This is a genomic window from Psychrobacter sp. AT9 (genome assembly GCF_047272965.1).
Classification (GTDB): domain Bacteria; phylum Pseudomonadota; class Gammaproteobacteria; order Pseudomonadales; family Moraxellaceae; genus Psychrobacter; species Psychrobacter glaciei.
Genome location: NZ_JBKOTW010000001.1, coordinates 2,656,636 through 2,671,079, shown reverse-complemented (window position 1 = coordinate 2,671,079; position 14,444 = coordinate 2,656,636). Strand labels below are relative to the sequence as shown.

12 protein-coding genes are annotated in these 14,444 nt (G+C 43.8%); 4 read left to right on the top strand and 8 right to left on the bottom strand.

Features of this window, described 5'->3' with window-relative positions; all coding sequences use genetic code 11:
* The first annotated feature begins 73 nt into the window (after window positions 1-73).
* Entirely contained in the window at window positions 74-475 is a 402-nt protein-coding gene (locus tag ACMFL8_RS11155) for an ExbD/TolR family protein (protein ID WP_240215331.1), read from the top strand.
* Between the two features lie 438 nt (window positions 476-913).
* Here ACMFL8_RS11155 and ACMFL8_RS11150 read toward each other — a convergent pair whose 3' ends face one another.
* Window positions 914-1,384, bottom strand: a complete 471-nt coding sequence (locus ACMFL8_RS11150; protein ID WP_194619649.1) for a DUF2799 domain-containing protein — start codon at window positions 1,382-1,384, stop codon at window positions 914-916.
* A gap of 424 nt (window positions 1,385-1,808) precedes the next feature.
* On the opposite strand from ACMFL8_RS11150, the gene ACMFL8_RS11145 reads away from it, so the two are divergent.
* Together ACMFL8_RS11145 and topA are read left to right on the top strand one after the other, a co-directional pair.
* On the top strand, window positions 1,809-2,390 hold the full coding sequence (locus tag ACMFL8_RS11145) for a hypothetical protein (protein WP_189580033.1): 582 nt from the start codon (window positions 1,809-1,811) through the stop codon (window positions 2,388-2,390).
* 279 nt (window positions 2,391-2,669) lie between these two features.
* Window positions 2,670-5,327, top strand: a complete 2,658-nt coding sequence (topA, locus tag ACMFL8_RS11140) for a type I DNA topoisomerase (RefSeq protein ID WP_010196278.1) — start codon at window positions 2,670-2,672, stop codon at window positions 5,325-5,327.
* Window positions 5,328-5,446: 119 nt separating this feature from the next.
* Here the strand turns inward: topA and ACMFL8_RS11135 are convergent, their stop codons facing one another.
* The 4 genes from ACMFL8_RS11135 to lon all read right to left on the bottom strand — a co-directional run bounded on the left by ACMFL8_RS11135 (window position 5,447) and on the right by lon (window position 10,773).
* Window positions 5,447-6,004, bottom strand: a complete 558-nt coding sequence (locus ACMFL8_RS11135) for a superoxide dismutase family protein (protein ID WP_210540262.1) — start codon at window positions 6,002-6,004, stop codon at window positions 5,447-5,449.
* Between the two features lie 176 nt (window positions 6,005-6,180).
* On the bottom strand, window positions 6,181-6,831 hold the full coding sequence (locus ACMFL8_RS11130) for a hypothetical protein (protein ID WP_413191012.1): 651 nt from the start codon (window positions 6,829-6,831) through the stop codon (window positions 6,181-6,183).
* Between the two features lie 42 nt (window positions 6,832-6,873).
* Window positions 6,874-8,001, bottom strand: a complete 1,128-nt coding sequence (locus ACMFL8_RS11125) for an META domain-containing protein (RefSeq protein ID WP_413191011.1) — start codon at window positions 7,999-8,001, stop codon at window positions 6,874-6,876.
* 144 nt (window positions 8,002-8,145) lie between these two features.
* Window positions 8,146-10,773 (bottom strand): endopeptidase La, encoded by a 2,628-nt coding sequence (lon, locus tag ACMFL8_RS11120; RefSeq protein WP_413191010.1) that lies wholly within the window; start codon window positions 10,771-10,773, stop codon window positions 8,146-8,148.
* A 469-nt stretch (window positions 10,774-11,242) separates the two neighbouring features.
* On the opposite strand from lon, the gene ACMFL8_RS11115 reads away from it, so the two are divergent.
* Window positions 11,243-12,604 carry a Na+/H+ antiporter family protein gene (locus tag ACMFL8_RS11115; RefSeq protein ID WP_413191009.1) on the top strand — a complete coding sequence of 454 codons (1,362 nt, stop codon included), beginning with the start codon at window positions 11,243-11,245 and terminating at the stop codon, window positions 12,602-12,604.
* A gap of 120 nt (window positions 12,605-12,724) precedes the next feature.
* Here the strand turns inward: ACMFL8_RS11115 and ACMFL8_RS11110 are convergent, their stop codons facing one another.
* The 3 genes from ACMFL8_RS11110 to ACMFL8_RS11100 all read right to left on the bottom strand — a co-directional run bounded on the left by ACMFL8_RS11110 (window position 12,725) and on the right by ACMFL8_RS11100 (window position 14,338).
* Window positions 12,725-13,141 carry a hypothetical protein gene (locus ACMFL8_RS11110; RefSeq protein WP_413191008.1) on the bottom strand — a complete coding sequence of 139 codons (417 nt, stop codon included), beginning with the start codon at window positions 13,139-13,141 and terminating at the stop codon, window positions 12,725-12,727.
* A gap of 157 nt (window positions 13,142-13,298) precedes the next feature.
* Window positions 13,299-13,550: a hypothetical protein gene (locus ACMFL8_RS11105; RefSeq protein ID WP_413191007.1), complete on the bottom strand. Its 252-nt coding sequence runs from the start codon at window positions 13,548-13,550 to the stop codon at window positions 13,299-13,301.
* Window positions 13,550-14,338, bottom strand: coding sequence for a 5-formyltetrahydrofolate cyclo-ligase (locus ACMFL8_RS11100; RefSeq protein ID WP_413191006.1), 789 nt, complete (start codon window positions 14,336-14,338; stop codon window positions 13,550-13,552). The genes ACMFL8_RS11105 and ACMFL8_RS11100 overlap by 1 nt, the downstream gene beginning before the upstream one ends.
* Between the last annotated feature and the right edge of the window lie 106 nt (window positions 14,339-14,444).

The window sequence follows — 14,444 nt, the reverse complement described above, 5'->3', positions numbered from 1 at the left end:
ATTGATGAAACAGTCCGTTAGGCGAGAGCCAAGCGAGCTGTATTGCGAATAACCAAATGTATTGAGAGTGATTATGGCATTTCAATTGGGCGATGATGATAGTCAAAGTATGAATGAGATGAACCTCATTCCGCTTATCGACATCATGCTGGTATTGATGATTATATTTCTATTGACGGCGACCGTATTAAATCCGACGGTGCCATTAGAGTTGCCGAAGACCAGTGCCGAGATCAATGAAACACCGCCAGAGGCTATTCAAATTAGCATCGATAAAGACGCAGGGATATTTTGGGACAGCGATGCGATTAGCATGGAGGAGCTAGAGGCACGGTTACAACAGCAAAGTGCTGCGGGTAAAGATCCTTCTGTACAATTGCGTGCTGACAAAGACAGTAAGTACGACACTGTCGCTCAAGTGCTCGCCGCTGCCAGTCAGGCTGGTCTTAGTAAAATAGCTTTTGTTAACGAATAAAGTAATTTGCCGTGCCTAATGCCGTGCTTATATTAAGAAGCTTATCAGTAAAATTAGCACGCTGAGCGATATAAACCTAGCTAAGGTCTCGACATTATCGTCGGTTTACGCCTAGTTTGATGCGATTTTAGCGATCAGCAGTCCTAATATTTGAATGTTCAACAGACCCCAAGATAATAATAAGAATAATTAAAATAATAAACTTTTTTCAACCTCGCTAGGGTAACCTTGCGAGGTTTCCTTTAATGCAAGATTTGTTTAATAGACTGTACCGTTTGCCACAATATCTCATTCAATTATCGCTAACTTGATTTCGATATGGTTTTTTGAAGGGATAAGAAGCTTCATATGGTTAGCAAGGATAACGATGTTTAGCAAAATTTAGCCATTTTAAAACCACTAAATATATAAATGTGCTAATTGATGACACGCCCTAGATTACCAGCCATAGACAAACGGACTATAACCATAACGACCAGCAGGTCCGTAGGCAAATGGATAGGGCGTGCGTAGGTAATCAAGATCACGCTGGCGAATATAATAGTAGCGTCCTTGAGAGTAAGCTTCTTCCAACTTCTCGATGCCCTCAAGGGGACAGACAGGCTGCCAGTCATAGCCTTCGCGACCAATCTTGTAAGCATTAAGCTCAGTGCAGTAATTTTTTAGACCTTGCTGTCGACCTTGTTCCCATTGAATGCGGTTGGGGCTAGCACCGCCGACGCTGGCGCATTGATTGGTATATTGACCAAAGTATGCGCCCGAGCGTCCACGGATGCCATCGGTGTAGCCGACTTCTTGCCAATTGCTGCTTTGGCACTGCTGCGGTGTGAGACTTTGGGTCGTGGCACAGCCTGACAGGGTGAATAATGCGGCGCTCATCAGCGAAAAGACGATACTGGTTTTACTCATGAATTTATTCGTCAGTTTGCTGGCTAAAAGAGCGGTTGATGAGTTTGACTCAATAAGATAATTCATAATAAACCTGCGCGCGTCTAAAATTATGGTTTATCATAGCACTTTTTGCTGCGTACAACTTTTTGTATCTTGTTATTAAACTTATTTTTTTTCGTACTAACTGATTGATATGCCAGTATAAATAGTAGGATTGCTGGGTGAAATGCATTTGCCAATCAAGTGCCAATCAAATGGCAATCACCTGATTATCGACTAATCCCTTTATGAGCCCTGCTTGATTTTTTATGGTTCGTGCTTATTATAAGGACGGGTACGACAAATCACTGGTCAGTCAGTTACTCGTTAATAGGTTTTATGATAGATCAGGTCAAATGTATCGCCTCAGCAGTATTTTAATTCAGCTAAAGGTCAGGTTGTTATGGGAATATGGATTGTCATCGCCATTGTACTATTCGTACTAGGGAGTATGATGGCGCTCAAACCGAGCGGTATCGATCAGCGCTTGGATCATTTACGCATGACCGCCCGTCGCTTACAGTTGAACCCAAAACTGATCGCTTGTCCGGATTGGATCAGGGGCAAAGACAATGAATATGGTCGCGGGATGCTTGGTCAGTATGGCTTGGTGCTAGATAATGTTAAACTGCCACTAACCCGTTATCAGGTCATCGATGGGTGCTGGCGACCAGATAGCAATGCAAACAGCAACGCAAACCCTGCAGACAAAAATGCGAGTGGCAGTAGTAATGGCAATACGCCACCTCAAACTAATTTTAGCTTGGACAAAGTGCCGCTAGCATTGCCAGCCAGTATTGAGCCGTTTGTAAAAGCCTTGTTAATCAAGTCCAATAGCATTGTTATTTACTGGGAAGATATCGCCTATGTGCGCCCAGTAACAAATCCTAATTATCAGCAAAAAATGATTGAGGCAGACTTACTAGTACTGAAAGCACAGCTTGAAGCGTGGGCGTTACAGATGCAAAAAAATCGCAAGAACTAGTAAATCGTTTTTTAGTCTCCATTAATGAGCAATAGGCAAGCAGTTTTGCGATGCCCCAGTTATTTACAGTTGACAGCTCAGCGCCTAGCAGTGTAACGTCTTTGTATCTTTATTGCTGTTTTATGACTCGTATCGGCGTCGTTGCTTGCTTTATACCCTTTTATATCGGCAGCTATTATTACAATAAATCGTTGATCTATGATGATCAGCTTCCATAAATTGCCATGCTGCTGAATTTAACCTTACTTTTAAACTACTTATATTATGGTGTCGTCAAATATGGCAAAAACCACAACTAAAAAAAGTCCAGCTCCTGTCTCTGACAGCTCCAAAGGTAAGTCTTTGGTGATTGTCGAGTCACCAGCCAAGGCAAAAACGATCAATAAATACCTCGGCAATGACTTCGTTGTTCGCTCGAGTATCGGACATGTACGCGATTTACCCGTCGGTGCGAGTAAAAGTGCGAAGAAGCCAGCGACTAGCAAAAAAGATGACAGTCTGAGCAAAGAAGAAAAAGCGCAGCAAGCATTGGTACGTCGCATGGGTATCGACCCTGAACATGACTGGGCAGCAGTGTACGAAGTACTGCCAAACAAAACCAAAGTCATTAAAGAGCTCAAAGCCTTAGCCAAAGACGCTGACAAAATCTATCTGGCAACGGATATGGATAGAGAAGGGGAAGCCATCGCTTGGCATCTCAAAGAAGTCATCGGTGGCGCTGATAGCAAGTATGAGCGCGTGGTCTTTAACGAGATTACCAAAACCGCCATTCAAAATGCCTTTAAACAACCCTCCAAACTCGATATCGACCGCGTCAATGCCCAGCAAGCACGCCGCTTTTTGGATCGCGTCGTTGGTTTTATGATATCGCCATTATTGTGGCAAAAGGTTGCACGCGGTCTGTCAGCAGGGCGTGTACAGTCGGTCGCCATGCGTTTGGTGGTCGAGCGTGAGCATGAAATTCGCGCCTTTATCCCAGAAGAGTACTGGCAGATTCATGCTGATACTCACGTCGCTAGCAGTAAAAAAGACGCTGAACAAATTGCCATTCGTTTAGAGGCAACCAAGCAAGGTGGCAAAACGCTAAAGCTCGTCAATAAAGAGCAGACGGATAAAGTCTTAGAAGTGCTTAACGCCAACGACTTTATCGTTAAAGAGCGTGAAGAAAAGCCAACACAATCACGTCCGAGTGCGCCATTTATTACCTCGACATTGCAACAAGCAGCCAGTACGCGATTGGGATTTTCGGTTAAGAAAACCATGATTTTGGCGCAGCGTTTATACGAAGCTGGTCATATTACCTATATGCGTACCGACTCGACCTTTTTATCTGGCGATGCACTTGCCGCTGTCCGTGGCTATATCGAAGACAGCTATGGCGCGAAGTATGTACCAGAAAAGCCTAACTTCTACGGTAATAAGCAAGGCGCACAAGAGGCGCATGAGGCGATTCGTCCGTCTAATGTCAATATGAAATCGACACAGCTGAAAGGCGTTGAACGTGATGCGATACGTCTGTATGAGCTGATTTGGCGTCAGTTTGTCGCCTGCCAAATGCTGCCAGCAAAGTATCTGTCAGTGAACTTGTTTGTTGGTGCTGATGATGTCGAGCTAAAAGCTCGTGGTCGTACGTTAGTGTTTGACGGCTATACCAAAGTCATGCCGCCGGCGAAGACCGATGATACCTTGTTACCTGATGTCAAAAAAGGCGATAAGTTAACGCTAGACAAGCTTGATCCAAGCCAACACTTTACCAAGCCTGCACCGCGCTATACCGAGGCAAGCTTAGTCAAAGAGCTTGAGAAAAAAGGCATCGGTCGTCCATCGACTTATGCTTCTATCATCTCAACCATTCAAGATCGTGGTTATGTGAAGCTTGAAAACAAGCGTTTATTTGCCGAAAAAATGGGCGATATCGTCACTGACAGACTGACGGCAAGTTTCCCAGATTTGATGGATTATACCTTTACCGCCGCGCTTGAAGACAAGCTTGATCATGTGGCAGAAGGCGATACAGACTGGAAAGATGTCCTCGATAATTTTTACGGTGACTTCAAAACGACTCTGGATCGTGCTAAAGAAAAAGACGGCATGCGTCCAAATGATCCGACCGATGTACCAGACGTCCACTGCGATATTTGCGATCGTCCGATGCAATTACGTACAGGTTCTACGGGTGTCTTCTTAGGTTGTACGGGTTACAATTTACCACCGAAAGAGCGCTGTAAAGGCACCAAGAACTTAATGCCAGTCGAAGCTTTTGCTAATCTTGATGATGCCGAAGGTGAGGAAGACGAAGCAGCTGAAGTCAAAGATTTGATGGAGAAAAAACGCTGCCCGAAATGTGGCACTGCAATGAACGGCTATATCGTGGATGGTGGTCTTAAGCTACACATCTGCGGTAACAACCCTGATTGCGATGGCTATATTCTAGAAGAAGGTAAGTTCGAAGTACCGGGTTCAGATGCGCCGACCATCGATTGTAATAAATGTGATGGGCAGATGGAGCTGAAGACGGGACGTTTTGGTCCATACTTCGCTTGTCAGAAATGTGACAATACTCGTAAAGTGCTAAAAACAGGCGAAGCAGCACCACCGCGTATGGATCCGATTCACTTGCCAGAGCTAAAATCGGTCAAGCATGAGGATTACTTCATTTTGCGTGAAGGCGCAGCTGGGATGTTCTTGGCAGCATCTAAGTTCCCGAAAGTAAGGGAGACACGTGCACCAAAGCTCGCTGAGCTAAGAGAAATCAAAGACAAAATGGAAGACAAGTTCCAGTATCTGTTCGAAGGTCCAGACGAAGATCCTGAGGGTAATGCAACGATTCTACGTTGGTCACGTAAGAAAAAAGAGCAGTATATAGGCTCTGAGAAAAACGGCAAAGCCACGCGTTGGGGTGTGTACTGGCGCAAAGGCGAGTGGGTAGAAGAGTAATCCTTTTTTACCTTTAGGCTTTGTACCTCCATCTTGCCATCGTAATATTTTAAGTCATAAAAAAACCTCTTAGATAATCTAAGAGGTTTTTTTATGCTGTCAATAAACTCTAAATGTCATTAGTTCTTTTCGATGATACCACAAGCGATACGGTCGCCTGCATTACCTGCTGGCTGACTAGTATAGTCATCAGTACCACCATGAACGATAAAGGCTAGGCGATTAACGCTGTATTTACCTGCTTCTGTTGCCGCGATTTTTTTGTTCACATAATTAATAGTAGCAACACCATTTTCATTTGCCGTTAGGTTTGGCAAATCACCTGCATGACCATTCATATCATCAGGATTAGAATGTGGCTTGTTGTCCGGATTAAAGTGACCACCTGCCGCTTTACCCATAACATCACAGCTACCAGTTTCATGAATATGTAGGGCAACAGTCTGACCAGGTGTCAGGTTCATTAGCTTACCGTAGACCTGTACACCACCATCGACTGGACGTAAGAATACTTGGCCAACTTCCGTTTTATTCGCGTCTGTTGTTTTAAGCGCTGATTTCAACACAGGTTGATTCAGTGGATTGCCAGTCTTTAATTGACCTTCTGTACTTTGGCAACCAGTCATAGCTAGAGCAGAACCACATAATAGAGCGCTTGCAAGAATTACTTTTTTCATCGTCTTCTCCGTTTATTTAAATAGTCTTTCAAATGTTTATATTTATAATCGTTACTGGTTTTGTTACAACATTCGTTGATGTCGCAATCAGTATAGCCAAGGGCTTGTCATAGATATTCATTAAAAGCGCAACAATCGGTTAATAAATGTAAGTATCGTATGGGTTTGAAAGTGTATTAAGGTATTTTCTTTGCCTCGTTTTGCCAGACCAAGGTTTCGCCTGTTGCCATCGTTTGCAATAAATTATAGCGAGGCATATCAGTCTGATTATCTGCTATTGATGGTATTGATTGTGAAAGTTGCAAACTCAAAGTTAGTTGGCTATTGCTATTACGCATTAAATCAAATAGATTGGTCTCAATTCTATCACCTGTTTTACCGCAGTTCATCGCGCTACTGAGGATGTTACTAACTTTTAAAGTATTATCCCTTAATAAAAAGTAAGGCGCACTAGAACCATTGCAGCCTGAGTTGAAAGCAATATATGGACTGTCTGGACTAGTTCTAAATTCGAGTGAGATAGGGTGGTTAGGAAAATAAAAATCACTAATAGGCTGTCTAGATACTATTTGCCCTTTATCATTAAAAGTATTGCGTACCGCGCTGACCAGTTGCCAATCGAAGCGCTCCAATAACTCGCTATTGATGGGTAATCCAGTGGGAGATGCTAATGGTTTGGCTGAGCCTGCAGAAATTAAGTGGTTAATATCTTCATTTTTATCCGTTTGAAGGGTGGATGTGGTAGCCGTGGACTGACAACCTACTACACCGAAGGCTGCAAATAGGCTGGTAAGAATCAATGGACGAGCTTTATTGAGTAAAAACATTAAGTTAATCCTTTGTCAAAATAGATAAACATAAATAGAGAGCTAGGGTATTTTCTTTGCTTTACTTTTCCATATCAGTGTTTCGCCAGAATCTAGCGTTTGGGTGAGTAAGTAGTTTGGCTCTGACTGCTCTGTAGTTGTCTTTGCCTTATTATTTGCGTGCGTTAAGATCAGTCGACTCTTACTATGGGTCATCATACGTCGAAGCCGTGATTCGACATCATCAAGAGCATCGCCACAGCTCATCATAGTAGAAGGAAAGCTGCCAGTTAGTAAACTTTGATTGATAGAGAGGGCGTAAGGTCCACTAATGCCGTTGCAGCCAATAGAGATACCAAAGCTTTGACCATATATACCTGACTCAAAGCCATTTTGTTCGTCACCCTCATCGCCACCATAGTTATCCAAACCATAGGAAAGCATAATAGGCTCTTTTATTTGCGTAAATTCGCTCAAGACTGCGCCTGCTTTGTCCGTCACTCGTACCAGCTGCCAGCGATAGCGCTCTAATAAATCATTGGTGAGTGGTATGCCAGCTACGGGGTGTTCAGGTTTGGGCGTGCCCGAAAAGATAAGGGTTTTCCCCTTACTGGTCTTTAAAGCGAGCTGTTTTTCTACGGTTTTATTAACCTGTATGGACTGAATTATCGCGGGATTAAATATAAAATTTGTTCCTGCGTAGCGCCCAAAAGTCATATTTAGTAGATATGCTGTATCGCTAGGGATGATTGTGTCACCACGCCAGTCTTGGGTGGTTGCTTGATATATCGAAGTGCAGTCAGCAGCCGTGACTGGTGATTTAGCTGTATCTTGTACTGATGCATCTGTATAAGGATAAGGTAAGGGCAACCACATATCAAAAGTCACGAGATATCGGTAACAGCCGTCATCGAAGGTTAATAGGTCTGGGCGAACGTGCATAGTTAGGGGTGGCTGAAGAGTGAGACCTATGAGTTTATCATCACCATCACTGAGATGCGTTAATTGCCAGTCGTAGTTGGTGATCGTTTGAAACAGTCTGGGTTTTAGTGTGGTCGCTGACCAGTTTTTATCGTCGATAACGGTACTGGTTTGTGCTGAATGATTAAGGCTGTTGGTTTGGCAGCCTAACAAAGCGAGGGGTAGTAATGTGCTTATTACAACTAGAGGCACCCTTAAGTGATTTAACATTGTACTTTCCTAATTAACAAACATTTGTATAAAATATAGCACAGGGTTTTAGAGAGATTGTTGTTTATTTTTGCCAAAAAAAAGCCGCCCATCATATGATGAGCGGCTCTTTAATTTGTAAGACTGGATTAGTAACTAATCAGATTAGCTATGCAGTGCTTTGCTTGAGGTTTTATCAACCGTCACTTTAGCAGGTTTAAGCGGTACTGGCATACTCACCAAAGCAACCTTTAAGATTTCTTCAATCGTCGCGACTGGCTGAATGGTTAAGCCTTCTTTCACGTTATCAGGAATATCGGCCAAATCACGCTCATTGGTCGCTGGAATCAATACGTGCTTGATACCGCCACGATGTGCCGCGAGCAGCTTCTCTTTGAGACCACCGATACGCAGGATTTTACCGCGTAAAGTAATTTCACCTGTCATCGCAATATCTGGGCGAATGGCAATGCCAGTTAACGCAGAGACTAGTGCTGTTGTCAGTGCACCACCAGCTGATGGGCCATCTTTCGGCGTGGCGCCTTCAGGCATATGCACGTGGACATCCGTGGTTTTGAACGTCTCGTAATCAATCCCTAAGCTGTCACCGCGAGCACGAACCACACTCATGGCGGCACGAATCGACTCTTTCATGACATCGCCAAGTGACCCTGTAAAGCTAAGCTCGCCTTTGCCTTTCATGGCGACTGCTTCGATAGTGAGTAATTCACCACCGACTTGTGTCCAAGCTAGACCTGTGATACGACCAATCTCAGGCTCTTCTTCAGCCAGACCATAGTCATATTGATGGACACCGAGATAGTCATCGATGTTTTTGTCATCAACCACGATTAGCTCACGTTCTGCTTTTTTCGGAGCACGTGCGCCATGTGTTTCGACTGAACCGCGAACGACTTTGCGGCAGATTTTATTCACTTCACGCTCGAGATTACGGACACCAGCTTCACGCGTATAGCTACGAACGATACTGTGCAGCGCTGCTTCAACAATCTCAATCTCACCTTCTTTGAGGCCGTTATTTTTAATCGCTTTTGGCACTAGATACTTCTGTGCGATATTTACTTTTTCTTCTTCGGTATAACCCGGTAAGCGAATAACTTCCATCCGATCAAGAAGCGCAGCTGGAATATCCATGCTGTTAGCCGTACAGATAAACATCACTTGCGACAAGTCTAAGTCCATATCTAAATAATGGTCGTTAAACGTATCGTTCTGTGAAGGATCTAACACTTCAAGCAAGGCTGATGCTGGATCACCGCGGAAGTCTTGCGCCATCTTATCGATTTCATCTAATAAGAATAGCGGGTTTTTGACTTCTACCTTCGCAAGCGACTGAACAATTTTACCCGGCATTGCACCGATATAGGTACGGCGATGACCACGAATTTCCGCTTCATCACGTACGCCGCCAAGCGCCATACGCACGAACTTACGACCCGTAGCACGCGCAATCGACTCACCTAGTGAAGTTTTACCCACACCAGGAGGACCGACGAGACATAGAATCGGACCACGAAGCTTTTTCACACGTGATTGCACGGCGAGGTATTCTAAGATGCGGTCTTTTACATCTTGTAATCCGTAATGATCTTCGTCTAGTACCGTTTTAGCTTTGTCTAAATTGATCGAAACTTTGGTCGTCGCATTCCACGGCGTGTCCAAAATCCATTCAATATAGTTGCGTACGACTGACGATTCACTCGATGCAGGCGGCATCATTTTGAGCTTTTTAAACTCTTGCTCTGCTTTTTTGCGTACATCTTCTGGCAGGTCAGCATCTTCTAAGCGCTGCTCTAGCTCAGCCACATCATCATCACCATCGAACGCGCCGTCATTCATATCTGACAGCTCGTTTTTGATAGCTTTCATTTTTTCGTTTAAGAAGTACTCGCGCTGATTTTCTTCCATTTGCTGACGGACAGCTTCTTGGATATCTTGTTCGATATTTTGCTCAGCACTTTGTTTGACCAAGTATTCGGTCAAGGTATTGATATGTGTCTTTATATCGTCTTTTTCTAAGAACGACTGCTTGATATCAAGATCCATCGACACACGAGTTGAGATAAAGTAGACCAACTCAAGTAAGTCATCGATGCGTTTCGCCACACGCGTTAGCTCACGCGCATTACGCAGACGCGCATCAGCATAGCTTTCAAACAGCGTGGTCAGCGCTTGAATGGTGTTTTTTTGCTGGCTTTCATCCATACTGACATCGAGGTCAGCACGTTCAAATTTCGCCATCAATAACGTGTCGCGATCTTCTATATTGTCAACGCGCGCACGATACTGACCTTCGATCAATACCTTGATACAATTTTCATCGCTATCGTGCGGCATGGTACTGACGATGCGGCACACAGTACCGTATTGATACAAGTTGTCTTGATCGATGTCTTCGGTCAGCGAGTCTTTTTGCGCCACGACTAGTACTTTATTGCCGTACTCAGCCTGTGCCAGCTCGACCGCTTTAACCGATGGCGCACGACCTACGAACAAGGCAATCTGCATATGTGGATAGACGACCACATCACGCAGTGCCAATAACGGTAAGTAGGTGTCGTCTTCAACGCTGTCTTTAGCATCGTCGTCTTCACTGGTACTGTTTTCACTATCGTCATCTTTGGCAGTGGTTTCAGTATTGTCAGACGCTGTCTCTAACTCGCTTTCTGACGCATGACTAGACAAAGTGTCTGGCTGGCTATCATCAGCAACAGTAGATGAAACGTCGACATCTATGTCGATATTGTCTTGGGCTATTTTATGTTCACTCATATATTTTTCCTCGTTCACCAGACTTGTAAAGTCAAGTTCGTGGTTCATGTTTAGATAAATGGTGCTCCCAGATAAAATTGCAAGGCTTGTACTCAAACTCACCTGCTTAACTGTGCAAAATATTTATATCTAACTGAATATAGATCGGCATACGGTTATGAGCTTTATGCGTCATTGGTGAGAATCTGTATATAGGAAGTAACCATACAAGAATCATAGAAAGCAGTCATAACAGATGCTTATAGATCACTTATAAATAGCATCTATCAAATATCTATTGGGGTCTACGCATAGGTTTTATAGGCAAAATAAGGTAAACTGTCGCGCGTCTTAAACGGTGTGTTTTAGCGTAGAACGCTTTATAGACACATTCGAGAAAAAGCGTTTGTAAGACGATGGCGATATCCATACATTATGAGATATCAATAAGTTTAAATTGAACCAAAGCAAATAGAATACGAGGCAACACATGGCAATCAATGCGGTACTGCTGGCAGTCATCATCATGTTGGGGCTGTCACTTGCGCGAGTGCACGTGGTGCTCAGTTTATTAATTGGTGCGCTGGCTGGTGGATTAATAGCGGGTCTTGGTATTACTGATACGCTCAATGCGTTTCAAGAAGGTATCCGTAATGGTGCACAAATTGCACTGTCATATGCGTTACTTGGAGCGTTTGCGGTCGCCATTGCTCATTCGGGCTTGCCGCAATCACTAGCAGGCGCGGTGATTAGGCGTATTGACTCAGCGGGCACGAGTGGCATGATTAAGTACATGCTGTTTGCAGGCTTGATTACCATGAGCTGCTTTAGCCAAAACTTAATCCCTATTCATATTGCCTTTATTCCGCTACTTGTACCGCCATTATTGTTAGCATTTAATCGAATGCATATTGATAGACGTCTGATCGCTTGTCTGTTGACCTTTGGTTTGGTCACCACCTATATGTTTATCCCATATGGCTTTGGTGATATCTACCTCAATCAAATCATGCTAAAAAACGTCGGTGAGGCGGGCATTGATATCGCTAATATCTCTGTGGTCAAGGCCATGGCGATTCCCGCACTGGGGATGCTAATTGGTTTGCTAGTCGCCGTATTTATCAGCTATCGTAAGCCGCGCGTATATCAGCAGATTGCGATAGATCAGCAAGCACATGATGCCGTAGTAGAAGGCGATGCATTGAGTAAAACTGCGGCTGGCGCACAGTCGCAAAGCAAACTAAAAACGCTGGTTGCGCTAGCTGCTATCGTGACTGCTTTTGTCGTACAACTTTATACCGATTCGCTATTGCTGGGTTCGATGTTTGGCTTTGGTGTGTTTATGGCGACCGGCGTGGTGAAGTGGCGTGATGCTGATGGCGTCTTTAATGACGGTATCAAATTGATGGCGATGATTGGCTTTATTATGATTACTGCGCAGGGTTTTGCAGAAGTCATGAAAGCGACGGGTGAGATTGCGCCACTGATTGATGGGGCAACCAACTTGTTTGCTGGTAATAAAGCCATTGCCGCTTTTGTCATGCTTGGAATTGGTTTGGTCGTAACGATGGGTATCGGCTCGTCGTTCTCAACCATTCCGATTATCGCTGCGATTTATGTGCCGCTGTGTATCTCTTTAGGTTTTTCGCCTTTGGCAACCGTTGCTATTATCGGTACGGCTGGCGCGCTGGGTGATGCGGGTTCGCCTGCGTCAGACTCAACGTTGGGGCCAACGTCTGGTCTAAACATTGATGGACAGCATGACCATATCAAAGACAGTGTGGTGCCAACCTTTATTCACTATAATATTCCGCTACTGGCCTTTGGTTGGATTGCGGCGATGGTGCTGTAGGTGATTTGGTCAGCCCTTTAACTCAATCCAAGTACCCAACAAAAAAGACGCTTATCGGTAAGCGTCTTTTTTTTTGCATTAGTTATAGGACTGTTAGAATAATTAAGTTAGACGGTTATCTTAAGTAGCGATATCTTGCTTTATACTTTCTATATTTTTGCGCAACAGGTATACGAAAAACAGCATAATGAAGGGGTCATAAACACGATCTAGTCTCAAATCGCCATTGATGTATTCAACAATAGCCAACGCAAACAAAGACAGCAGAATAAAAGAAAAGCATTGAGATATAGGAACCAAAAAACGTAGAAAAGATGTGCTGCTAGAGGGCTTTATATGACGTATTTCAATATGGGTGCTAAGCGCGAAGGTATAAAATGCTGCAAGCGCTAGCAAAAAGGTTCTTAGTTCAGCAAAATCAAAGCCGTTGTAATCATAAATATAAGCCGCAGGCGTGGCCAAGAGTAATAGCACGAACAGATAAAAACAAACTTGTAGCGAAGCGGGCGACATAAACTCTTTTTTTACTTTGTCCACGATCAACGACCTATACTGTAATGATAATTATTTGCGATAAGTATAGTTTATAGGCCATGTAGAAACAATAGTCTGGCAATAAAAAGCAAGCGTCGATCAAATCAAACCACTCTATAACCGCGTTTCTTCAAATTGTGCTCTATCAGTTATATATGTGTTATTCATCAAAATCTCTAATCTCACCATTCAAAGTACTCAAAAATGCATCACTTTGCGCGAGCAACTCATTTAAGCGTTCTTCATTGACAAGCCTTGTCATCTCATCAGAGCTAAAGGGTTGCTCTTGACTGTAGTAACGCAGCTCCCTAGCGTCCTCATTGCCTAATGTTTGCAAATATTCATCCACACTGTCTGCACTGGAATCAGCAGCGCTAGAGTCTTTTTCAAATTTTTTATTGTTATTTTTCATCAAAACCACCTTATGCCGCTTGGCGTAATTAAGCCATCTAATGGCACATCCCACGGTTGGCGCGCTAATTGCTCAACCACTTGAAAGTCATAACACCAGCCAATTTTTAATGGCTTTTTAGCGCCCGACCGATAGCTTTTACCGAGCGTTGTATCATAAAATCCGCCGCCCATTCCCATGCGATTACCTTGCTTATCGACTGCCGTCAAAGGACAGACAATCACATCCAATTCTCGCGCCCATAATAACTGACGATGATGATTTTGTTTCATGCCTAAGCTATGGAGATGGGTTGGTACGTTCATTAATCTATTATGATAAATAGGCACAAAGCGCAAAGTCTTATCATCCTTGCCCTTTTTATTACGACCTAGGGAGCCAACTACGGGCAAATAGGGCTGATAATTTAAGCGCAAACACCAATCCAATACTGGTTGTGTTGGCAGCTCACCAAAGCCATCGTAATAGAGGCCGATTCGCGCATTGGTAGGCAAACGCTGTTGCAATTTGAGCAGATGCAAACTAGCATCGCGGGCAAGTCTTTGGCGCTGATTGCTAGTCAACTGTCGACGCTGACGGGTAAAGTAACGTCTTGGAGGATTGCTAACGGGTTTTATTGACTCAGCAATACTGGTATTAGAGCTATCATTATCAGTGATACTGGTTATCATATTTTCAGTAACATTTATAGCACTACTGATTTTTTGCGCGGGCTGCTTACTTGCTAAGTCCTGCCTTGCATGCGTTACAGCTGTTTTGACTGCTGCTGATATTTGATTGTTGGACATCTGTAGTCCTTATGGCAAATGAGAAATTTATCATAACTCATGCTATCATAATGACGCATTACCTCCTATTTTCCTTATGTGCAGCGTCTGTTGCACTTTTTACGGA